We start from the raw sequence: 21333 nt of genomic DNA, 5'->3' as shown, positions 1-21333 counted from the left end.
GAGGTGGAGACGGGAATCGAACCCGTGTGCACGGCTTTGCAGGCCGTTGCCTCACCACTCGGCCACTCCACCGTAAAAGGTTGAGTTACACCTCTCGAGCGGACGACGGGATTCGAACCCGCGACCCCAACCTTGGCAAGGTTGTGCGCTACCAGCTGCGCCACGTCCGCATCGCACCGTGTTGCTTGGGGAGTTGGTTGCTCTCCTCGGTGCGTTGAAAACATTAGCCGACGGTGTCGGATTCATACAAATCACCAGCTCAGTAGGCGTTTCGGTAGTGGAATCGCTCAAAATTGCGATGTTACGGGCCGGTCGAGTGCGTTCGTGAAGTTCTTAAATGGGTGAAACTGGGCGTTCTGGGAGGAGAATGAATGCCAACCTGGTGATTCGTAATCGGTGCGCGAGCGTGTTAATGTTCCAACTCGTTCGAGCGCATGCGTTCGAACAGTTCGTAAGGTCCCGTGGCTCAGTGGGAGAGCGTCCGCTTCACACGCGGAAGGTCGCTGGTTCGATCCCAGCCGGGACCACAGGTACAGACTGAAGGCGTTCCCGAGAGATCGGGGACGCCTTCAGTCGTTTCTGCGCCCGACGTGCCAATCCGGGCGCACTCGAGATTTCGGTAACCTGGGTCGCAAAGACGTGCTCTTCTATGGAAACAGGTGAGGGAAGTTGACTACCAAAAAGGTCGACCCTCCCGTCGACGACTCCGACCTGACGCTCTTTCGCGAAGCCGAGTCTCGTATTCACGAAGCTGAGTCCCGCTGGTCGAGGTGGCGCGCGCACATTGCCGCCCGCCCGAGCTTGAATCTCGCGTATCGAATCGCGGTTGGTTTTGTCGGTCTCGTCGTATTGGCGGCCGGTGTACTGGCCATCCCTTATCCCGGACCTGGCTGGCTTATCGTCTTTGCCGGCCTCGGAATCCTGGCGTCGGAGTTTGCCTGGGCGCATCGACTGCTGCATTTTGCCAAGGCACGGTACGACCGTTTCATGACGTGGTTCGGCAAGCAGTCCCTGTTCGTCAAGGGAATCGGCGTTCTGTTCACCACAGTGGTCGTCGTTGCAACATTGTGGCTTCTGGGCACCTTCGGCCTGATCGGGACTTGGGTTGGCCTCGACTACTCCTGGCTCGAGTCGCCACTCTGAGGTGAAAGTGGCTTGTTAACTTCAGTCGGTTGACTCGTCGGGTCGGCAGGGTAGATAACATGATCGTGCACGTGCTCGCTGTGGGTGCGATGCACGTCTTACTTGCCGCAATACATTAGGAGCACATCGCCGTGACCAGTCCCGCGCCAGAGCACTCAGCCGCCCCACTTCGGGTGCCCGCGGGGACGACCGCCGGGACTGCAGTGCGTGAGGCCGGATATCCCACGAAGGGACCGGACGTCATTGTCGTCGTTCGTGACAGCGAGGGAACGCTCAAGGATCTGTCGTGGACCCCGGAGGTCGACGTCGAGGTTGAGCCTGTAGCCGCGTCCACCGAGGACGGCCGCAGCGTGATCCGCCACTCGGCCGCGCACGTTTTGGCGCAGGCAGTGCAGAAGGAATTCCCCGACGCGAAGCTGGGTATCGGCCCGCCGATCACCGACGGCTTCTACTACGACTTTGCTGTCGATCGTCCTTTCACCCCGGAGGATCTGGCCAAGCTCGAAAAGCGGATGAAGCAGATCATCAAGGGATCGCAGCGATTCTCCCGCCGCGTGGTCGATTCCATCGAAGACGCTCGCGTCGAATTGGCAGACGAGCCGTTCAAGCTCGAGCTCATCAACGACAAGTCGGGCATCGACGATCCGAAGATCATGGAGGTCGGTGGCAACGAACTGACCATCTACGACAACCTTGATCCGCGGACCGGCGACACCATCTGGTCCGACCTGTGCCGTGGTCCCCACATCCCGACCACCAAGCACATCCCGGCCTTCAAGTTGACCCGAAGCTCCGCTGCCTACTGGCGCGGCAACCAGGACAATGCCGACCTGCAGCGCGTCTACGGCACCGCATGGGAATCCACCGAGGCTCAGGATGAGTACTTGGAGCTCTTGGCCGAGGCCGAGCGACGCGATCACCGCAAGCTTGGTAGTGAACTCGATCTCTTCAGCTTCCCGGACGAGTTGGGCTCCGGTCTGCCGGTCTTCCATCCCAAGGGCGGAATCATCCGCACCGAGATGGAGAACTACTCGCGCAGCCGCCACATCGAGGCCGGCTACGAGTTCGTCAACACCCCGCACATCACCAAGGGGCATCTGTACGAGGTTTCGGGTCACCTCGACTGGTACCGCGACGGCATGTTCCCCGCAATGCACATCGACGCGGAACTGAACGAGGACGGCACCGTGCGCAAGCCGGGCCAGGATTACTACCTCAAGCCGATGAACTGCCCGATGCACAACCTGATCTTCCGTGCACGTGGTCGCTCGTACCGCGAATTGCCGTTGCGGCTCTTCGAATTCGGCTCCGTGTACCGCTATGAGAAGTCCGGCGTCGTCCACGGTCTGACACGCGTGCGCGGCATGACTCAGGATGATGCGCATATCTACTGCACCCGCGAGCAGATGCGCGACGAGCTCACCACCACGCTGCAGTTCGTGCTGAATTTGCTCAAGGATTACGGTCTCGACGATTTCTATCTGGAGCTCTCCACCAAGAACCCGGACAAGTTCGTCGGTAACGACGACGTCTGGGAAGAGGCGACCGCAACACTCGCCGAGGTCGGCGAAGCATCCGGTCTGACTTTGGTGCCGGACCCGGGTGGAGCCGCGTTCTACGGCCCCAAGATTTCCGTTCAGGTCAAGGACGCGCTGGGCCGCACGTGGCAGATGTCGACCATTCAGCTCGACTTCAACCTGCCTGAGCGCTTCGACCTCGAATACACCGGCAGTGACGGCGTCAAGACCCGGCCGGTCATGATCCACCGTGCGCTCTTCGGTTCGATCGAACGCTTCTTCGGTGTACTGACCGAGCATTACGCGGGCGCGTTCCCGGCGTGGCTCGCGCCGGTGCAGGTTGTCGGCATCCCGGTCGCCGAGGCGTTTGTCGATCATCTCTTCGACGTCACCAAGAAGCTCAAGGCGGCCGGCGTTCGAGCCGAGGTCGATTTCAGCGACGACCGGATGCAGAAGAAGATCCGCAACCACACCACGCAGAAGGTTCCGTTCATGTTGCTCGCCGGTGAGCGCGACGTCGAGGCAGGCGCCGTCAGCTTCCGCTTCCGTGATGGAACCCAGATCAACGGCATTCCCACCGACGACGCGGTTCGGATCATCACGGAGTGGATCGCTCGACGCGAAAATGCCTCTCCGACTGCGGAACTGGTTCAGCCAAGCGTGGCGCCATGAGTATGCCCGGTAGCGACGGTCCAGGTTCGTTGATCGATCAGGGTGTCGGTGATCCAGACCATCTTCAGCGGATCTGGTCGCCCCACCGGATGTCGTACATCACGGAGGCGCCCAACACGCCCGGCACGACCGGTGAACCGTTCATCGACATTCCCAAGATGTCGGACGAAGAAGGGTTGATCGTCGCCCGCGGTGAGCATGTGTACGCGGTCCTGAACCTGTACCCGTACAACCCCGGCCATCTGATGGTGGTGCCGTACCGCAAGGTCGCGGCACTCGAGGACCTGACGCCCGAGGAAAGCGCCGAGTTGATGGCGTTCACGCAACGCGCGCTGCGGGTCATCAAGAGTGTGTCCAACCCGCACGGTTTCAACGTGGGGCTCAACCTCGGCGCTGCCGCGGGTGGATCGCTGTCCGAGCACCTTCACCAGCACGTGGTTCCGCGTTGGGGTGGCGACGCCAACTTCATCACTGTCTTGGGTGGTGTGAAGGTGATGCCGCAGTTGTTGCGCGAGACCAGGGGATTACTCGCTCGTGCTTGGCAAGAGTGAGCGAACCGAGTTGATTCGACGGGTCCCGCTTCGGGACTCACGAGGTGGAGGTTTCCAGAGGTGTTGAGCTTCTTCGGACGCGCATCGGTGTCCAAGGTGACGGCACCGATGGGCCAAGCTCTGATCAAGACCGGATTGACGCCCGATGCGGTCACGATCATCGGCACGGTCGCGAGCATCGCCGGCGCCGTGACACTGTTCCCGTCCGGTCATCTGTTCTGGGGAACCATCTTCATCTGGTTCTTTGTCATGTTCGACATGCTGGACGGTGCGATGGCTCGCGCCCGTGGCGGCGGAACACGCTATGGCGCGGTTCTCGACGCCACGTGTGACCGTGTTGCCGACGGCGCGATTTTTGCGGGCCTGGCCTGGTGGGCCGTCTACCACGAGAACAACAAGTGGCTCCTGGTGGCAACACTGATCTGTTTGGTTACCAGCCAGGTCATTTCTTACGCGAAGGCCAGAGCCGAGGCGAGCGGTCTGACGGCTGATGGCGGTTGGATCGAACGTCCGGATCGTCTGGTCATCGTCTTGGTCGGTTCCGGCCTCACCGGCCTCGGATTGCCGTGGGCGATCCACATCGCCATGTGGGTTCTTGCCGCGGGCAGTATCGTGACTGTTTTCCAGCGTGTGCTTGCGGTGCGGAATTCGCCTGGTGCACGGGAGCTTCTACCGATCGCACCGGCTGCATCCGACACCGAAGGTGAGTCCGACAAGTGAGTGTTGCCGAGCGCGCTACCGATTTGGGTTACGCCGCCGGGTGGAGACTGGTTCGCAGTCTGCCGGAGTCCGTCGCGGTCAAGCTTTTTGACGCCGGCGCGGATTTTGCAGTGCGAAAAGGTGGTCCAGAACAACTGCGCAAGAACCTGGCCAGAGTTCTCGGAACGACGCCGGCTGAGGTTCCGGATCAGCTGATCAAGGAGTCGATGCGCTCGTACGCGAGGTATTGGCGTGAGGCGTTCCGATTGCCGTCGATGGATTTGGCGGTGACGGGCAAGGCACTGAGCGATCTGGTCGAGGGTCAGGAGTACCTCGAGAAGGCAATGGCAGACGGCAAGGGCGCTGTGTTGGCCTTGCCGCACAGCGGCAACTGGGACATGGCCGGCGTGTGGTGTGTTCAGCAGTGGGGTGGATTGACCTCGGTTGCGGAGCGGTTGAAGCCGGAATCGCTGTACGAGCGTTTTGTGGAGTATCGCGAGAGCCTCGGCTTCGAGATCTTCCCGCTGAGCGGCGGGGAGCATCCACCGTTCGTCGAACTGTCGAAAGATCTGCACGAGAACAAAATTGTGTGCCTGCTAGGGGAGCGCGATCTGGCGAAAAAGGGCGTGCCGGTGACGTTCTTCGGCGAACCCACTCGCATGCCGGCCGGCCCCGCAAAGCTTGCCATCGACACCGGAGCGGCCTTGTTGCCGGTGCACTGCTGGTTCACCGACGACGGGTGGGGATTCAAGATCGATCCGCCGATCGACGTGTCCGAAGGCGTCGGCCCGGCCACTCAGGCGCTAGCCGACCAGTTTGCGATCAACATCGCAGCGCACCCGGCGGATTGGCACATGCTTCAACCACTCTGGCGTTCCGACCTTTCCGAATCGCGGCTCGCCCGCATGGAGGGTGAATGAAAATCGGCATGATCTGCCCGTATTCGTTCGACGTACCCGGTGGGGTGCAAGCGCATGTGGTGGATCTGGCCGAGGTGTTGATCGAGCGCGGGCACAAGGTCAGTGTGTTGGCGCCGTCGTCGGATGACGACGAACTGCCCGAGTTCGTCGTCTCGGCAGGCAAAGCCGTCGCGATTCCGTACAACGGTTCCGTCGCGCGGTTGTCCTTCGGGCCTACCGCGAATGCGCGTTTGCGTAAGTTCATCGCCGAAGGTGACTTCGACGTTCTGCACATTCACGAGCCGAACGCGCCCAGTCTGTCGATGCTTGCGTTGCGCATTGCGGAGGGGCCGATTGTCGCGACGTTCCATACGTCGACCACGAAGTCGTTGGTACTGAGCACTTTCCAAGGCGTGTTAGCTCCCTACCTCGAAAAGATCAGTGGCCGCATCGCTGTCTCGGAGTTGGCCCGTCGGTGGCAGGTCGAGTCCCTGGGATCCGACGCCGTGGAGATCCCGAACGGCGTCGACGTTGCTGCGTTTGCGGGGGCGGAACTTCTGCCGGGCTATCCGCGCGAAGGTGGAACCATTTTGTTCCTCGGTCGCTACGACGAACCGCGCAAGGGGATGGCGGTGCTGTTGGGTGCATTGCCGGCGCTGGTCGAGCGTCATCCGAACCTCGAGGTCATTGTCGTCGGGCGCGGCGACGAGGACAAGCTTCGTAAGGAAGCCGGTCGGTACTCCCGCCACTTGCGTCTGCTCGGCCAGGTCAGTGACGAGGAGAAAGCGTCGGCGTTACGTAGTGCCGACGTGTACTGCGCACCCAACCTCGGTGGTGAGAGCTTCGGGATCGTGCTGGTGGAGGCTATGGCAGCGGGGACCGCAGTCGTGGCCAGTGAACTCGACGCCTTCCGCCGGGTGCTTCGCGACGGACAGGCCGGATTGTTGGTTCCGATCGGGGATTCCGACGCACTTGCCGTGGCTATCGATTCGGTTCTCGGTGATCCTGACCGTCGTAGAGCTTTGGTCAATACTGCGACCGCGGTGGTTGCCGAATACGACTGGCCTGTTGTGGCCGAACAGATCCTGCGGGTCTACGAGACCGTGACCGTGGGCGGCGCCGGCGTGCATGTGGTGGGATCGTGACTTTTTCTGCACTGACAATTTTTGTCCTCGGGCTCATCGCTGCGGTTGTTCTGGTCATCGGGCTCTGGGCGTACGCAACGGCAAACCGGTTGGACCGCTTGCACGTCCGGTCCGATCAGTCGTGGCTGGCGCTCGATGCGGCGTTGTCGCGTCGGGCCGCTGTGGTTCGCGCTGCGGCGGTCGACATGAGTACCGAGGATGCTCGACGGTTCGTGAAGCTGGCGGATGCTGCCGAACGTGCCGATCGGCAGGACCGTGAGCTGGCGGAGAACCGACTCTCCAATGCGCTTGCCGCATATGGAACGACGTCGCTGCGGCCGCAGTTGGTTGCGGAGCTGGCTGACGCGGAGGCTCGGGTACTGATCGCTCGGCGCTTCCACAACGACGCTGTCCGTGACACCCTCGCGTTGCGAACCCGCAGGTTGGTCCGTTGGCTTCACCTGGGTGGAACCGCGCCGCTGCCACAGTATTTCGAGATCACCGAACGGACCACCGCGGCCGCAGTTCCCGAGGGCATTACCGTGGATACGGCTCGGACGTCCGCACGAGTCGTGCTGCTCGATCGACAAAACCGCGTGCTGCTTCTGCGCGGCCACGATCCGAAGATCCCGGACCGGCAGTTCTGGTTCACCGTCGGCGGGGGAATCGAGCGTGGCGAACAAATTCGGGCCGCTGCAGTTCGTGAGGTGGCCGAGGAAACAGGGTTGACGATCGCGCCGGAAGACCTCCGTGGACCGCTGTGGCGCCGCGTCGCGATCTTCCCGTTCGACGGCGAATTGATCCGCTCGGAGGAATTGTTCTTCACCACTCGTACCTCGGGCTTCACTCCGGTGTTCAAGGGCCACACCGAATTGGAACAACGTGCGATTTCCGGCTACCGGTGGTGCAGCGCTGACGTCATTCGTGAACTGACAAAGGCTGGGGAGCCGGTGTATCCGCTCGATTTGGCAAACTTGCTGGCAGAAGCTGCCACCGTCGCTGATGGCACCGAAGATCCGGAAGTACGCTCGATCCGCTGATCGCATTCAAGGCCAGCAATGGCAAATTGGCTACGGAATCAAAGGCCGGTTCGTTCTACAGTTCTGGGGTTCGATCATCACGCCACTATTGCAGGAGTTTGCTGTGAGCACCCCCGATTCCGCCCCCACCACTGCCGTTGGCACCGCACGCGTCAAGCGCGGTATGGCCGAGATGCTCAAGGGTGGTGTGATCATGGACGTGGTCACCGCCGAGCAGGCCAAGATCGCCGAAGACGCCGGCGCTGTAGCTGTCATGGCACTCGAGCGCGTCCCCGCAGACATTCGCGCCCAGGGCGGCGTCTCGCGTATGAGTGACCCGGACATGATCGACAGCATCATCGCCACAGTCAGTATCCCCGTCATGGCGAAGGCCCGTATCGGCCACTTCGTCGAAGCGCAGATCCTGCAGAGCCTCGGCGTCGACTACATCGACGAGTCCGAAGTTCTCACCCCGGCCGACTACGCCAACCACATCGACAAGTGGAAGTTCACGGCTCCTTTCGTTTGTGGTGCTACCAACCTCGGTGAAGCACTGCGTCGTATCAACGAAGGTGCGGCCATGATCCGCTCCAAGGGTGAAGCCGGCACCGGAGACGTCTCCAACGCCACCACCCACATGCGCACCATCCGCGCGGAGATCCGTCGTCTCACCTCGCTCAGCGAGGACGAGCTGTACGTCGCGGCAAAGGAATTGCAGGCTCCGTACGAGCTCGTCGTCGAGGTTGCCAAGGCCGGCAAGCTTCCCGTCACCATGTTCACCGCCGGTGGCATCGCGACCCCGGCCGACGCCGCGATGATGATGCAGCTCGGCGCCGAGGGCGTGTTTGTCGGATCGGGCATCTTCAAGTCCGGTAACCCGCAGCAGCGTGCCGAGGCCATCGTCAAGGCCACGACGTTCTTCGACGACCCGGACGTGCTCGCCAAGGTCTCTCGCGGACTGGGCGAAGCAATGGTCGGCATCAACGTCGACGACCTGCCCGTCGGACATCGTCTCGCCGAGCGCGGTTGGTGATTTTCGCAGGGCGGTAATCTGATTTGGTGCCTGATCGTCAATCCCTTGCGGCTCTACTCCCGTTGGGATTGGCGATGGCGTTGGTCGGCGCCTCGTTCGGAGCGGTTGCGGTAGCGGCGGGGGTGTCGTTGCCGCAGGTTATTGCTCTGTCGGGCATCGTCTACGCGGGCGGAGCTCAGTTTCTCGTGGTGGCGGCGGTGGTTGCAGGTGCAGCCCCCGCCGCTGTCGTTTTTGGTGGGCTGCTTCTCAACGCGCGTCACCTGCCGTACGGATTGGTGCTTGCCGACGTTCTGCGGGGGAGTTGGCGCTCACGCATCTTCGGCGCGCACCTGATGACCGACGAAGCTACAGCTTTCACCACAGCGGAGCTTGCGTCGCACGGTGACGTGGCTCGTGCCCGCAAGACGTTCTTCGCTGCGGGAATCACGCTGTTTCTTGCGTGGAATATCGGTACCGCGATCGGCGCAGTCGGCGGCAATCTTCTGGGCGATCCCAACGCGCTCGGTATCGACGCGGCATTTCCGGCAGCACTGCTGGCGCTCACCGCCGGAGCGTGGCGAGACCGGCTCGACCGCCGGGTTGCGTTGCTGGGGGCGGCAATTGCGGTGGTTCTGACGCCCGTGTTGCCTGCCGGTCTCGGCGTCATCGCCGGCTTGCTCGGTTTGATCGCTGCGGGCCGTAACCGATGAGTTGGTGGATCATCGGCCTGATTGCCTTGGGAACCTTTGGCTTTCGTATTTCCGGCCCACTGTTGCGGGATCGAATTCATCTCAGTCCGCGGGCGGTACGCATGCTCGGGTTGGGCGCAACCGCACTGTTGGTATCGCTGGCCGCTACGCAGACCGTGTACTCCGGTGACGGTTTTGCCGGGTGGGCGCGGGTGCTCGGTGTTGCTGTCGCAGGCGTACTGATTTGGCGCCGTGCACCATTCGTGGTGATTGTGGTGGGCGCGGCGACGGTGACCGCGTTGTTGCGTCTGGCCGGCGTTACGTGATGAGTGATCAAATGAATCACCGTGCGTGAATGGGTGTGGAACCTCTTGTCGATCCCCGATGTGCCGCGGTCGGCCCGGTATCTCAGTCAGCGCGGGGTTGACGTTGCCCAGGACGGACGCCATACGGTTTCCGGGAGCGGTGTCAGGTTTCCGAAGTGGTTGATGATCGCCGCTAGTGAAGTGTGTGGATTCGCGGTGCGGAGAATGAGCGAAAGCGGATATGCGAGAGTTGGATTCACGATCGGTATGCGGCGCAGGTCGTAGTTAGTCGGCCAGATGTAGCGGTCGCGCGCACCGACGAGAGTGGCCACGTCCGCGGAGTCCGCGAGGGTCTCGAGAAGGACTTCGTCGCCGAAGTGCGGGCCGGTGGCGTCGATGCGTAAGTCGAATTCGGTGGCGAGCTGATCGTAGAACTCTCCCCATTCGGTGCGGGGCGCGATACCCGGTACCCAGATCCGATGCCGGCGCAGCTGAGGTGGCGTCAGTGTTCGCGAGGAGGCAAGTGGATGTCGTGGTCCGACAAGGAGTTCCAATGGGGAATCGAAAGCGTGAATCGTGCGCACGTCGCGCGGCAACATCGTCGGATCTGTCACGGTGCGAAACGTGGCGTCGATTTCGCCGGCCTCGACGGCGGCGACGGCTACGCGCGGGTCGTTGACTCTGAGAGTCACTACGTCGAGATTGATTTCGGGATGTGACCGCCAATAGTCGTGCAGAATAACGGCCTGTGCGCTACGCAGGCCGAGAACGTCGATTCGAAGTGCCCGCGAACCTGGTCGGACTGCAGTGATGGCGCGCTCGACTCCAGTGACGATGTCCCGCGCATGCGGGAGAAATGCTTGACCATCAAGCGTCAGCTCGACTCCGCGGGCGGTACGGGTGAACAACCGAACTTCCAGCTCGCGTTCCAGGGCGGCGATACGCTTCGAGACGGCTTGTTGTGTCACACCCAGCTCGTTGGCTGCATGTTGCAGCTGTCCGAGCTCTGCCGCCCGTACGAATGATCGCACTGCTTCGGTATCCATTCACCCAGCCTATTCATGCACAACTGATCGTTGTGGCTCGCCGACTGTCGGTTGTTTGATCGTGCGTCGGTACAGCTGGTGTGATTCATGCCGACGTCGGCGTTGCAAAGGGGAGTTGTATGCGGGTGGACTTGGGGCGCAGTTTCGGCTGGCTGTGGACGGCCTACGCCATCAGCACCTACGGCACGTGGCTTGCCTTCGGAGCGTTCGCCCTCATTGCTGTGCAAGTGCTGCACTCATCGGCATTTGCAGTCGCGCTCCTGGGATCGGCGGGACTTGCCGTTGCCGCGATCGTTGCGTTCCCGCTCGGGCCGTGGGTCGAGCGCAGGGCAAAACGGCCGGTGATGATCGCGACGGACCTGGCCCGATTCTTCGCAATGGCGAGTATTCCGATCGCGTATTTCTTCGACATCCTGACCTATGGGCAACTGCTGGTTGTCTCGGTTGTCTCCGGAACCGCAGGTATCGTCTTCTCTGCCGCTTCGGGCGCATATCTGAAACATGTCGTTCGCAGCGATCACCTCCTTGTCGCAAACGGAAGATTTGAAGGCACGAGTTGGGTGGCAACCGCGGCGGGGCCGCCCCTTGGCGGCGCGCTCATCGGACTGCTCGGTCCAGTCGTCACAGTCGCGGCCGACGCCTTCAGCTTTCTGCTGTCCGCTCTCGGGGTTCTCCGCATTCGTGGCGACGACGTCGAGGCGCCTGGAGGCGCGCCCACCAGAGTGCGCGCCACTGACCTGTTGAACGGCTGGCGGCACATTCACGCCGACCGCGTCCTACAACGTCTGTTTCTCAATTCCGTGATAGTCAGTGGCCTGATCATGGCAACCAGCCCCCTCCTGGCCGTCCTCCTTCTCGGTCAATACCATTTCCCCGCTTGGCAATACGGTCTTGCGTTCGGCATCCCAGCACTCGGGGGTTTCGCGGGTGCCCGCCTTTCCGCGCCACTCGTCGCTCGGTACGGGCGCTACCGCGTTATGATCGTCTCCGGTTGGCTGCGCTCGATCTTCCCGCTCGGCCTCGCGTTCACCCAACCCGGCGTCGCCGGACTTATCACGGTGATTATCGTTGAGGGCCTGTTGATCACGTGTATGGGCATCTTCAATCCCATTAATGCGACCGAACGCTTGCAGCGCACTTCTGCCGATCACGCCGCGCAGGTCCTCACCACATGGAGCGTCAGCAGCAAACTCGCCCAGGCGACGCTCATGTTGGTGTGGGGCGTGCTCGCGACACTCACCAGCCCGCTGGCCGGGATCACGACGGCAGGCCTTCTCCTACTTGCCACCCCGCTCCTGTTGCCTCAACGGGCACATATGACCGCACCCGAGGCTGGTGTGTCGGGTAAAGGCGTCCGGGCAGGATGACTCACTCAGACGTGGCGTCCATGATCTAGAACAATATTTCAGATCTATGCAAATGCGCGATGCGCTGGGACGGTCAGAACATGATGTATCACCGGCATCCGAAGCAGCATATTATCTGTATATTTCGTGATCCAGCGGCGATGGACATCTACGCGACCAAGCTCTACTCTGAGGCTCACCAATAAATAGAACACAGTTTCATTTCTCGAATTCGATTCGGTAGGTGAACCGACGGTGGAGGAGTCGCAAGTATGGCGTCGTACGAGGACATTCCGATCATCGACACTCTCATTGGCTTCCGTGAAGCCGGTGGGCACGAGTACGACTTCATCACCAAGCAGACCAAGGACCGGGAAAGTCGCGAGTCGTTCGAGTTTCCGGCCGAGTACATGTTCAAAGGTGTGCCCAAGGAATTGCCCACCGACGACCCGGTGTCGGTGACGTTGCGTGAGATGGACAAGCACGGTATCGAGATCGGTATGGTCACCGTGGCGACAGAGTCGGGTAGGACTGCAGTGCAACGGTTCCCCGACCGTTTTGTTCCACAAGGCTCCGCTGTGGACCCCAACGACATCATGGGCACGCTGTCGACAATGACGCGTGAGTACGAGGAATTTGGCATCAGATCGGTGAGTTCGTTTGCCGCTGGCACCTTTCCGCAGGTGGCTCTCAACGCGCCCCAGATGTATCCGATCTACGCGAAGTGCGTCGAACTCGATATCCCGATCTTTGCGTGCGCCGGTATCGCGGGGCCGCGATTGAAATCTGCTGTGCAGCATGTGGAACTCATCGACGACGTGATGTTCGATTTCCCCGATCTGGTGTTCGTCACCAGGCACGGCTGTGAACCGTGGGAGGAATTAGCTGTCAAGCTGATGCTGAAGTGGCCGAACTTGTACTATTCGACGTCGGCTTTCGCGCCGAAGCACTACCCCACGGCGATAGTTGATTACGCAAATTCGCGTGGCGCCGACAAGATCATCTATGCGGGCTACTTTCCGGCCGGATTGACGTTGGACCGCATCTTCACGGACATGCCGCACGTGCCGTTCAACGAGGACGTGTGGCCGAAGTTCCTGCATTTGAACGCCCGCAAGGTTCTGAAGTTGAAGGAGTGATCGCGCAGTGACCGATGCATCTGTCGCCTTTCCGCTGATCCCAGACGACATGACGGCATCCCAGCTCGAACGTCGTAAGGCACTCACCGACACTGTCATCGAGATGCTCGCCGATATGAGCCCGGACAAGGTCCAGATGCGCGAGGTTTCCGAACGGTCGGGCGTCGCGCTCGGAACGGTGTACCGCTATTTCCCGGCCAAACAGCAACTCATGGCGGCGTCGATAGTTGCGTGGAACGACATCCTCGCCGATCGGCTTGCACGTGAACATGCGAGTGGACGTGCGCGGTATGGCGGCCACGACTCAGTCCTTGATCGAGTCCTCGACTTGTATCGCCGCCAGATGAAGGCATTCCACCGCAGGCCCCACTTTGCGCGGCTCGAGGTCGACATGCAGACGTCGGACGACCCTTACGTTCGGGACACGATGGACGAGCGAGCCGCCGCCAACCGCTCGGTGATTTTCGGACTGATGGACGGAGTCCCGGCTGAGTTGGCTCGTCTGGCGTCGCTTTCCATTGGCAGTGTGATGCTTAATTCGTTGATCTTGTGGACCACCGGTCGCATCGGCTATCCAGAGGCGCTGCGCAATGTGGAGGAGATATGTCGACTGGTCTTGCGCGATTACTCCTAGAGATGCGTCGTTTACGGGATCTGGGGAATCGGGTCCGGTGGATAGGGGTTGGGCGGCGTTGGAGTCGGGGGTACCGGCGGTGGCGTCGGCGGTACGGGTTCCGGCGCTGGCGGGATTGGTTCAGGCACGGGGTTCGGCGGAACCGGATCGGGCCCGGTACCCGACGGGGTGTTGTACGCCAACGCAAAAGGATCGATCATGCCGGTCGTGTTCCCCAATACTCCGTTCGCCAACCCTGAGGTGGGTTTCGGGTTTCAGTGTTGGACTCGCCGGGTAGCTGATCGCTGGCAGCGCGAACAGCAGCACAACGAGAGGGGCTTGTGATGAGTGAGCATCCGCGAGAGCAAATCGAATACCCCGGGCACACCGGCGACATGAGTGAAAAACCCCGCGACGAGATGAACGGTTACGTCGGGCGGGGCCTGCTCGACGGCAAGCGTGCATTGATCACAGGTGGCGATTCCGGTATCGGAAGGGCTGTGGCTGTTGCATTTGCCAAGGAAGGAGCCGATGTCGCGATTGCCTATCTCGAGGAAGACACCGACGCCCATCACACCGCCGCACTTGTTGCGCATCAAGGCAGAAAGTGTCATCTGATGCGGGGCGACCTCGCGGATCCGTACCACTGCAATGATGTGGTCGGGCAGACGGTGGACGTGCTGGGAGGCTTGAATATCCTCGTCAACAATGTTGCCTACCAACAACCGGTCGATGACTTCGTCGAGCTGTCGGACGAGCAGTGGCGTCGGACCTTCGCGGTGAACATCGACAGCTATTTCCACGTCAGCAAGGCCGCGGTTCCCCATCTGAGAGGCGGTGGGTCGATCATCAACACGGCGTCGATCAACGGCCTGCGCGGAAATAAGAGCTTGATCGACTACTCGGCGACCAAGGGGGCCGTCATTGCGCTGACGTACTCACTGTCCCAGTCGTTGCGTGAGCGATCGATTCGCGTCAATTGTGTTGCCCCTGGCCCGGTATGGACGCCGCTGATACCGGCGACATTGGACAAGGACAAGGTGGAGTCTTTTGGTCAACAGGCACCGTACGGGCGGGCAGCCCAGCCGGACGAGATCGCACCCTCGTACGTGTTCTTTGCCTCGGAAACTATGTCGTCTTATTACTCCGGGGAGGTGCTTGCGCCGATCGGCGGAGAAACGCTGCCCGGTTGACGGCAAATTCCGACAATTGCCTTCTGCCTGATCTCCAGAAGCGGCGTCGGCTAGGTTAGTCGTGTGGGGGACACCAGGGGAACTGATCCAATTGTCGTCGAGCCGCAATCGCAGGAGCAGGTCGGTGATTCGACGGGCCGCAAGCCGCGGCGGCGATTCCTTCGCGTGGTGCGATGGATCTGCGTCTCCGTGCTCGCGATAGTTGTTGGTGCTGTTGCGATCTCGACCATCAATCATCGGTGGCAAACTCCACGGGACAAGCAAGCCATCGAGGCGCTGATCGGTCCCTCGCACCGTTACGTCGAGGTGGACGGACATCGGATGAGCGTTGCGATTCAAGGCTCCGGCCCACGTACCATCGTCCTCATGCCAGGTTTGGGTACACCTGAGCCGATCCTCGATTTTGCGCCCCTCGCGCGACGCCTCGCTGAGGCGAACACGGTGGTTACCGTCGAAAACTTCGGGTTGGGACTCAGTGACGGCACAGACGCACCGCGAACCAGCGAAGCAATCGTCGACGAGACCCGTTCTGCGCTGAGTGCCCTGGGGTTGAACGGACCCTATGTTCTTATGCCGCATTCCCTTTCCGGTCTGTACGCGATGTGGTGGGTTTCCAACCATCCTGACGAGGTGGCCGCGGTAGTAGGAGTCGACGACGAGCGATATACGTCCGAACTTGCCGAAGGTGCGCCGGAGTGGCCGGGCTGGATGTCTACGGTCACGGCGCTCGGCGGGGTACGGGACTTGATCTACTTGGATATGAATACCGATTACTTGGGGCTCGCGGCCGACTACCGAGAAAGTCTCGGCGACGCCGCCGAATATACCCCTGAGCAGCAAGAACTATATTTGCGTTCCTACTCGTGGGTATTGAATTCAACGATGCTCGCCGAGACCGCGCACGAAGCTGAGAATGTACGAGGCGTCGAGGGCGCTACCTTGCCTCCGACTATGCCGGCCATGTCTATTCTCGCGTCGTCGTCACTCACAGCCGACCCGGAATGGGAGTCGTCGCACCGCGCGGCAATTACCAACCCTTCGATTCAACGGGTCGAAATATTGGACGGCCACCACTACCTGTTTCACGCGAACGCGTCCGAGATTGCCGACATGACCCAGCAGTTTCTGGACGAACACGTCCAGCCTCGGTGAGCAAGCAATTCAGGACGTAGCGCCGTCGCTATACACAGCTACGCAAGTTCGGGGGTGGTTGTGAACCCGCGATAGTTGTCGGCGGCGATCTGAGTGCAGAGGTTTCGATAGTTTCCGACGCCGCCGATATATGGCATGAAAATTCTCGGTTTACCGGGAACATTGGCGCCGAGATACCACGAATCCGCTTGCATATAGAGACTATCCGCGGCAATGGAGGTCACGTGGTCTACCCACTGCTCTTGAGCGGCATGGGTAGCTTCGGCGAACTGCGTGCCGACGCGGCGCATATGGTCGATGTAGTCCACTACCCACTCGACGTGCTGTTCGATCGAGACCACGACGTTGGACAAGACCGAGGGGCTGCCGGGTCCGGTGAGGACAAACATGTTGGGGAAGCCCGCAACCGCAACGCCGAGATACGTGCGTGGCCCAGCCGCCCAGGTCTCGCGTAGTGCTATGCCATCGCGCCCGCGGATGTCGATGGCGTTCAACGCGCCGGTCATGGCGTCGAATCCCGTGGCGTAGACGATCATGTCGAGTTCGTGCAGTCCCGCTGAGGTCTGGATTCCCTCGGGCACAATGTGCTCGATCGGTGCGGCGCGGAGGTCCGCCAGCGTGACGTTGTCGCGGTTGAAAGTCTCGTAATAGTCGGTTCCGATGCACAACCGCTTCGAACCCAATGGATACCCCTTGGGGCACAGTGCCTCTGCCGTAGTGGGATCTTCGACGGTGTCGCGGATCTTCGATCGTACGAATTCAGCGGCGGTCTCGTTGGCGTCGACGCTGATCATGATGTCGCCGAAGGTGTTCTGGAAGGCGATTCCGCCGCCGGCCCAGCGGCTCTCGTATTCCTTGTCACGGACTTCCGGCGCGGTTTCGAGTGCCAGCCCGACGGGCGGCGGGAGAATCCAGCCACCGTGGGATTCGCGCAGGTTCTGGCGGCGGGTGGGGTAGTCGGCCTTGATCTCGTCGAGTTCGTCGGGTCCGAGTGGCCGGTTGCGCGCTGGGATGACAAATCCCGGGGTCCGCTGGAATACGGTGAGGTGTTCGGCCTGCTCGGCGATGAGCGGGATCGCCTGTACCCCGGACGATCCGGTACCGATGACGCCCACGCGCTTACCCGTGAACTCGACACCCTGAGACGGCCAGTGTCCGGTGTGATGGACCTCGCCGCGGAAATCCTGCTGGCCGGCTAATTCTGGCATTCGCGCGGATGAGAGTGCACCGGTTGCCATGACGACCCACCGACCGGTGACAGAATCTCCGTCGTCGGTCGTGATCGTCCACAATCCCGCCGTTTCGTCGAAATCGGCTGATGTCACACGAATTCCGAATGTGATCTCCTTGCGCAGGTCGAATCGATCGGCGACGTGCTCGAGATACGAGAGAATCTCAGGCTGCGCGGGGAAGCGTTCTGTCCAGATCCATTCCTGCTGAAGGTCGTCGTCAAATGAATACGAGTAGTCGGCGCTGTCGACATCGCACCGGGCGCCGGGGTAGCGGTTCCAGAACCAGGTTCCGCCGACGCTGCTACCTGCTTCGAACCCTCGAACGGAGAGGCCTCGTTGCCGAAGGCTGTGCAGCGCATAGAGGCCGGCGAATCCGGCGCCCACGACAATTGCGTCGCAATCTGGAGTCTGCGGAGGGTTGTTCAGCATGGGGACTGCCTCGATTCACGGTGAGGGGCGGGGACGACGGGATGTGCCAGTAGCATCAGTGCAGGCTGTGAGTACGCCGCACGCTGTTCGGATGTAACGGGAGGAATGCAAACGTGGACGCAGGGCCCAACGACAGGCCGGCGCAATTGGATCCCGCGTCGTTGCCCAAAGGTCAACAGGCGCGGCGCCAACACATCATCGATGTCGCCGGCGAGTTGTTGGTTGCGGACGAGTTCGAGCGCATCCAAATCCGTGATGTTGCAGAGGGTTCCGGCGTTGCGCTCGGAACTGTATATCGGTATTTCACGTCCAAGGAGCACCTGTATGCGGCGGTGTTGCGAGACTGGTCGGCGACGGATCCGATCAAGCACGGAAACCCGGTTGATACGTCGCGCTCGCCCGCCGAGCGGATACGGGTGCGCTTGCACCACTCGGTCCGTCGGTTCGAGGAGTATCCGAGTTTTCTTCGTTTGCAAAGCACACTCAGGCAGTCGACGGATCCGATTGTGTCCGAGATCTTTGCCGAATTCTCCGACCAGGTGCTGATCTCGTATCGCGCGCAACTTGCCGATCTGCCCGCGGGCGACGCTGCGGACATCGTGTCGATTGTGACCGCTGTGTTGACTCATCAGTTGGTACTTTTCGGATTGGGACGTCAGGAAGCCGCCGAGGTTCATCGACTGCTCGATCGCACTGTCGACATGATCTTTTCGTTGAACGGCACGGTCTGAGCGAAGGCGGCGTTCGACGCTCGTAAACACAGCCGCACGACGACTCGCGATTTTGATGTGACCGTTGTCATATTCACAGACTAGAGTTAGATTCTAGTTCATGACAAGTGGTGTGCAGGAGCGAAGTGCGTTGGATCCGGCATTTCAGGCCGTCGCGGACGCGGCGTCGGGGGCAGGGCTTCCGCCGATGGTTGAGCTGTCTCCAGCGGATGCGCGTGAGCGGATACGAGGTGCGCTGCAGGCCTGCGCACCTGGGCCCGAGGTGGCGTCGATTGAAACGCATGCAGTAGGTGACGGGGTTTCGGTGCGGATCTACCGGCCGGTGGACGAGACACACGCCGGTACCGTCGTGCATTTCCATGGCGGCGGTTGGGTCACCGGGGATTTCGATTACGCGGACCCGATGTGCCGGCTGCTCGCCGAGACTGCTGGCGTCCCGGTGGTGAGCGTGGATTACCGGCTGGCACCGGAACACCCGTTCCCGGCCGCCGTGGATGATGCGTTGACGGTGCTGCGCTGGGTCGCTTCAGAATCCGAAGGGCTGGATCCACGGATTGTCGTCACGGGTGACAGCGCCGGCGGCAATCTCGCAGCGGTGAGCGCGCAATTGATGCGGTCCGATGACGCCGTCAACCTTTTGGGGCAGGTGCTCATCTATCCGGTGGTGGACGCCGATCTGACGCGGGATTCCTACGTCGCCAACTCAGGAGTGTTCCTCGGTGCACGGGAGATGGGATGGTTTCTCGATCATTACTGCCCCGACGTGGACGCCCGGACCTCGCCCGATCTTGCACCGATTCGCGCTGCGGACCTGTCCGGGCTGCCGCCGGCCGTCGTAGTTGTCGGTGGACACGATCCGTTGCTGGACGAGGGCCTCGAGTATGCCGAGCGGCTGCGCGGTTCCGGGGTGCCCGTCGAGGTGCAGCACCTCCCAAGCCTGCCGCACGGATTTCTCCAGTTCACGGCTGTATCGGCGGCTGCGGCAGCGGCCGCTGCCGCAGTCGCAGCAGCAACAGCGCGTTTGTTCGAAGGCGTTGCCCAGCAGTCCGATTCGACGGAGGCAGTAGACCATGCATGATCTGGTGATTCGCGGTGGGACCGTTGTGGACGGAACGGGCAGCGTGCCGCGGCGGGCAGACGTGGCTGTCGACGGCGGCACGATCACCGTCGTCGGTGAGGTATCCCAGGCAGGGCGTCGTGAGATCGACGCGTCCGGAAAGCTTGTCACCCCCGGTTTTGTCGACATCCACACGCATTACGACGGACAGGTCACGTGGGACACGTTGCTGACACCGTCGTCGTTGCACGGCGTCACCACCGTGGTGATGGGTAACTGTGGAGTTGGCTTTGCACCCGTCAAACCCGAGCAGCGCGACTGGCTGATCAGCTTGATGGAAGGCGTCGAGGACATTCCCGGAAGTGTTCTCGCTGAAGGGATGAGCTGGAACTGGGAGTCATTTCCCGACTATCTCGACGCGATCGATACGCCGCATGCCATCGACTTTGCCGCGCAACTGCCACACGGCGCACTTCGCACGTATGTAATGGGGGAGCGCGGAGGTGACCATCTGGCCCGGCCGACCGACGCTGAAATGGACCGGATGCGTGACCTTGTTGCCGAGGCAGTCGAGGCTGGTGCGCTCGGTTGGTCGACGTCGCGGTCTGCGGTGCACAAGACGTCTGCCGGCGAGCCGACGCCCAGTCTGACGGCGTCTCGGGAGGAGTTGACCGGGCTGGCACATGGTCTGGCGAAGGCAGGGGCCGGTGTCATCGATTTCATCTCCGATTTCATGGACGAACCTGAGGAGATGGAGTTTGTCAGCGCCATAGTCGAGGCAGCGCAGCGGCCGATGTCCGTGTCCATCGTCCAGAGTGACCGGGCGCCGGACAAGTGGCGGTCACTACTGGATGGGCTGGCGGAAGTCTCTGCGCAACAGAATATTCCGATCACCGGCCAGGTGGCACCGAGAGCTGTCGGAGTCATGCTCGGCTGGGAGCTGAGCTGGCATCCGTTCATGGCGTATCCCAGCTATGCGGCACTCGCGGATCTTCCTCGCGAGGAGAGAGTGGTGCAGCTGTCTCGCCCCGAGGTCAAAGCGGCCCTTCTGGCGGAGAATCCGGTATCGGACAGTGAGTTCGTGCAGAGACTCTCGACCAAGTTCGAGAGCGTCTACCTTCTCGGCGACCCGCCCAACTACGAACCGGGACCGAATGATTCGGTCGCTGCGCTTGCTGAGCGTTCCGGTGTGTCGCCGGTCGAGGTTGCCTACGATGCGATGATGGCGCAAGACGGTCGTGGTCTGCTGTATTTCCCGATGCTCAACTACGCGGGTGGGAATTTGGATGCCGTCCGCGAGATGCTCGCTCGGCCGGATACCGTGCCGGCGCTCGGTGACGGTGGTGCGCATTGCGGCGCTATCTGCGACGCAAGCTTTCCGACAACACTGCTCACGCACTGGGGTCGTGACCACCGGAACCCCGAATTATTGTTTCCCATCGAGTGGTTGATCAAGCGGCACACCGTAGACACAGCCGCGGTGGTTGGTCTACTGGACCGCGGGCAGGTACTGCCGGGGTACCGGGCGGACCTGAACGTGATCGATTTCGACCGTTTGCAGGCCGATCACCCGGAAGTGCTGTACGACTTGCCAACCGGTGGTCGTCGGCTGATGCAGACTGCCACCGGCTATGTCGCAACTGTTGTCGCGGGTGAAGTTGTCTTCGAGGAGGGCGAGCACACCGGCGCCCTACCAGGACGACTGGTGCGTGGCGCTCGGCCGATTCCCGAATCAATCACGCGCTGAACGGTATATCCTCCCGAA

At 61.4% G+C, this 21333-nt stretch carries 20 protein-coding genes and 3 tRNA genes; 19 read left to right on the top strand and 4 right to left on the bottom strand.

Annotation, left to right across the window (positions count from 1 at the left end; genetic code table 11):
* Window position 1 precedes the first annotated feature (1 nt).
* Together R4P64_RS26530 and R4P64_RS26525 are read right to left on the bottom strand one after the other, a co-directional pair.
* A tRNA-Cys gene (locus R4P64_RS26530) sits at window positions 2–72 on the bottom strand.
* Window positions 73–97: 25 nt separating this feature from the next.
* Window positions 98–170 (bottom strand) — tRNA-Gly (locus R4P64_RS26525).
* 285 nt (window positions 171–455) lie between these two features.
* Here R4P64_RS26525 and R4P64_RS26520 point away from each other — a divergent pair.
* From R4P64_RS26520 to R4P64_RS26470, 11 genes are all read left to right on the top strand, one after another.
* Window positions 456–527 (top strand) — tRNA-Val (locus tag R4P64_RS26520).
* Window positions 528–741: 214 nt separating this feature from the next.
* Window positions 742–1143, top strand: coding sequence for a TIGR02611 family protein (locus R4P64_RS26515; RefSeq protein WP_165826376.1), 402 nt, complete (start codon window positions 742–744; stop codon window positions 1141–1143).
* A 131-nt stretch (window positions 1144–1274) separates the two neighbouring features.
* Window positions 1275–3332 carry a threonine--tRNA ligase gene (thrS, locus tag R4P64_RS26510; protein ID WP_317823300.1) on the top strand — a complete coding sequence of 686 codons (2058 nt, stop codon included), beginning with the start codon at window positions 1275–1277 and terminating at the stop codon, window positions 3330–3332.
* Window positions 3329–3883: an HIT family protein gene (locus R4P64_RS26505; protein WP_080711748.1), complete on the top strand. Its 555-nt coding sequence runs from the start codon at window positions 3329–3331 to the stop codon at window positions 3881–3883. Before thrS ends, R4P64_RS26505 begins: the two co-directional genes overlap by 4 nt.
* Before the next feature lie 60 nt (window positions 3884–3943).
* A complete protein-coding gene (pgsA, locus tag R4P64_RS26500) occupies window positions 3944–4603 on the top strand; it encodes a phosphatidylinositol phosphate synthase (protein ID WP_033234710.1) in 660 nt (219 codons plus the stop codon).
* Window positions 4600–5502 carry a phosphatidylinositol mannoside acyltransferase gene (locus R4P64_RS26495; protein WP_033234709.1) on the top strand — a complete coding sequence of 301 codons (903 nt, stop codon included), beginning with the start codon at window positions 4600–4602 and terminating at the stop codon, window positions 5500–5502. Before pgsA ends, R4P64_RS26495 begins: the two co-directional genes overlap by 4 nt.
* Window positions 5499–6626 carry a glycosyltransferase family 4 protein gene (locus R4P64_RS26490; RefSeq protein ID WP_045067477.1) on the top strand — a complete coding sequence of 376 codons (1128 nt, stop codon included), beginning with the start codon at window positions 5499–5501 and terminating at the stop codon, window positions 6624–6626. The genes R4P64_RS26495 and R4P64_RS26490 overlap by 4 nt, the downstream gene beginning before the upstream one ends.
* Window positions 6623–7645 carry an NUDIX hydrolase gene (locus R4P64_RS26485; RefSeq protein ID WP_317823299.1) on the top strand — a complete coding sequence of 341 codons (1023 nt, stop codon included), beginning with the start codon at window positions 6623–6625 and terminating at the stop codon, window positions 7643–7645. Before R4P64_RS26490 ends, R4P64_RS26485 begins: the two co-directional genes overlap by 4 nt.
* 103 nt (window positions 7646–7748) lie before the next feature.
* On the top strand, window positions 7749–8657 hold the full coding sequence (pdxS, locus tag R4P64_RS26480; protein WP_317823298.1) for a pyridoxal 5'-phosphate synthase lyase subunit PdxS: 909 nt from the start codon (window positions 7749–7751) through the stop codon (window positions 8655–8657).
* Window positions 8658–8683: 26 nt separating this feature from the next.
* The gene (locus tag R4P64_RS26475) at window positions 8684–9346 is read left to right on the top strand and encodes an AzlC family ABC transporter permease (protein ID WP_239654719.1); all 663 of its coding nucleotides are present in this window, start codon (window positions 8684–8686) and stop codon (window positions 9344–9346) included.
* Window positions 9343–9651 carry an AzlD domain-containing protein gene (locus R4P64_RS26470; RefSeq protein ID WP_317823297.1) on the top strand — a complete coding sequence of 103 codons (309 nt, stop codon included), beginning with the start codon at window positions 9343–9345 and terminating at the stop codon, window positions 9649–9651. Before R4P64_RS26475 ends, R4P64_RS26470 begins: the two co-directional genes overlap by 4 nt.
* Before the next feature lie 86 nt (window positions 9652–9737).
* Here the strand turns inward: R4P64_RS26470 and R4P64_RS26465 are convergent, their stop codons facing one another.
* Window positions 9738–10676 (bottom strand): LysR family transcriptional regulator, encoded by a 939-nt coding sequence (locus R4P64_RS26465; RefSeq protein WP_317823296.1) that lies wholly within the window; start codon window positions 10674–10676, stop codon window positions 9738–9740.
* Window positions 10677–10795: 119 nt separating this feature from the next.
* Here R4P64_RS26465 and R4P64_RS26460 point away from each other — a divergent pair, with 119 nt between their 5' ends.
* The 5 genes from R4P64_RS26460 (at window position 10796) to R4P64_RS26440 (ending at window position 16119) form a co-directional block, all read left to right on the top strand.
* Window positions 10796–12043 (top strand): MFS transporter, encoded by a 1248-nt coding sequence (locus tag R4P64_RS26460; protein ID WP_317823295.1) that lies wholly within the window; start codon window positions 10796–10798, stop codon window positions 12041–12043.
* 251 nt (window positions 12044–12294) lie between these two features.
* On the top strand, window positions 12295–13161 hold the full coding sequence (locus tag R4P64_RS26455; RefSeq protein ID WP_317823294.1) for an amidohydrolase family protein: 867 nt from the start codon (window positions 12295–12297) through the stop codon (window positions 13159–13161).
* Window positions 13162–13210: 49 nt separating this feature from the next.
* A complete protein-coding gene (locus R4P64_RS26450; RefSeq protein ID WP_317823408.1) occupies window positions 13211–13795 on the top strand; it encodes a TetR family transcriptional regulator in 585 nt (194 codons plus the stop codon).
* A 323-nt stretch (window positions 13796–14118) separates the two neighbouring features.
* Window positions 14119–14967 (top strand): SDR family oxidoreductase, encoded by an 849-nt coding sequence (locus R4P64_RS26445; RefSeq protein ID WP_317823292.1) that lies wholly within the window; start codon window positions 14119–14121, stop codon window positions 14965–14967.
* A gap of 63 nt (window positions 14968–15030) precedes the next feature.
* On the top strand, window positions 15031–16119 hold the full coding sequence (locus R4P64_RS26440; RefSeq protein WP_317823291.1) for an alpha/beta hydrolase: 1089 nt from the start codon (window positions 15031–15033) through the stop codon (window positions 16117–16119).
* A 38-nt stretch (window positions 16120–16157) separates the two neighbouring features.
* On the opposite strand, the gene R4P64_RS26435 is transcribed toward R4P64_RS26440, so the two are convergent.
* Entirely contained in the window at window positions 16158–17780 is a 1623-nt protein-coding gene (locus tag R4P64_RS26435) for a flavin-containing monooxygenase (protein WP_141485912.1), read from the bottom strand.
* A 113-nt stretch (window positions 17781–17893) separates the two neighbouring features.
* Between R4P64_RS26435 and R4P64_RS26430 the strand changes: the two genes are divergently transcribed.
* The 3 genes from R4P64_RS26430 to R4P64_RS26420 all read left to right on the top strand — a co-directional run bounded on the left by R4P64_RS26430 (window position 17894) and on the right by R4P64_RS26420 (window position 21315).
* On the top strand, window positions 17894–18511 hold the full coding sequence (locus R4P64_RS26430; protein WP_033234697.1) for a TetR/AcrR family transcriptional regulator: 618 nt from the start codon (window positions 17894–17896) through the stop codon (window positions 18509–18511).
* 100 nt (window positions 18512–18611) lie between these two features.
* Entirely contained in the window at window positions 18612–19589 is a 978-nt protein-coding gene (locus R4P64_RS26425; protein WP_230590162.1) for an alpha/beta hydrolase, read from the top strand.
* Window positions 19582–21315: an N-acyl-D-amino-acid deacylase family protein gene (locus R4P64_RS26420; protein ID WP_317823290.1), complete on the top strand. Its 1734-nt coding sequence runs from the start codon at window positions 19582–19584 to the stop codon at window positions 21313–21315. Before R4P64_RS26425 ends, R4P64_RS26420 begins: the two co-directional genes overlap by 8 nt.
* Window positions 21316–21333 lie beyond the last annotated feature (18 nt).

Origin of the sequence: Rhodococcus sp. IEGM 1366 (assembly GCF_033142425.1) — a bacterium.
GTDB lineage: Bacteria > Actinomycetota > Actinomycetes > Mycobacteriales > Mycobacteriaceae > Rhodococcus_F > Rhodococcus_F globerula.
This window is presented reverse-complemented; position numbering and strand designations above follow the sequence as displayed.

Coding starts and splice junctions, on each gene's coding strand:
- R4P64_RS26455 (WP_317823294.1), top strand. CDS start 12,295: ATGGCGTCGTACGAGGACATTCCGATCATCGACACTCTCATTGGCTTC.
- R4P64_RS26490 (WP_045067477.1), top strand. CDS start 5,499: ATGAAAATCGGCATGATCTGCCCGTATTCGTTCGACGTACCCGGTGGG.
- R4P64_RS26435 (WP_141485912.1), bottom strand. CDS start 17,780: ATGCTGAACAACCCTCCGCAGACTCCAGATTGCGACGCAATTGTCGTG.
- R4P64_RS26470 (WP_317823297.1), top strand. CDS start 9,343: ATGAGTTGGTGGATCATCGGCCTGATTGCCTTGGGAACCTTTGGCTTT.
- R4P64_RS26420 (WP_317823290.1), top strand. CDS start 19,582: ATGCATGATCTGGTGATTCGCGGTGGGACCGTTGTGGACGGAACGGGC.
- R4P64_RS26450 (WP_317823408.1), top strand. CDS start 13,211: ATGACGGCATCCCAGCTCGAACGTCGTAAGGCACTCACCGACACTGTC.
- R4P64_RS26505 (WP_080711748.1), top strand. CDS start 3,329: ATGAGTATGCCCGGTAGCGACGGTCCAGGTTCGTTGATCGATCAGGGT.
- R4P64_RS26445 (WP_317823292.1), top strand. CDS start 14,119: ATGAGTGAGCATCCGCGAGAGCAAATCGAATACCCCGGGCACACCGGC.
- R4P64_RS26465 (WP_317823296.1), bottom strand. CDS start 10,676: ATGGATACCGAAGCAGTGCGATCATTCGTACGGGCGGCAGAGCTCGGA.
- R4P64_RS26425 (WP_230590162.1), top strand. CDS start 18,612: ATGACAAGTGGTGTGCAGGAGCGAAGTGCGTTGGATCCGGCATTTCAG.
- R4P64_RS26460 (WP_317823295.1), top strand. CDS start 10,796: ATGCGGGTGGACTTGGGGCGCAGTTTCGGCTGGCTGTGGACGGCCTAC.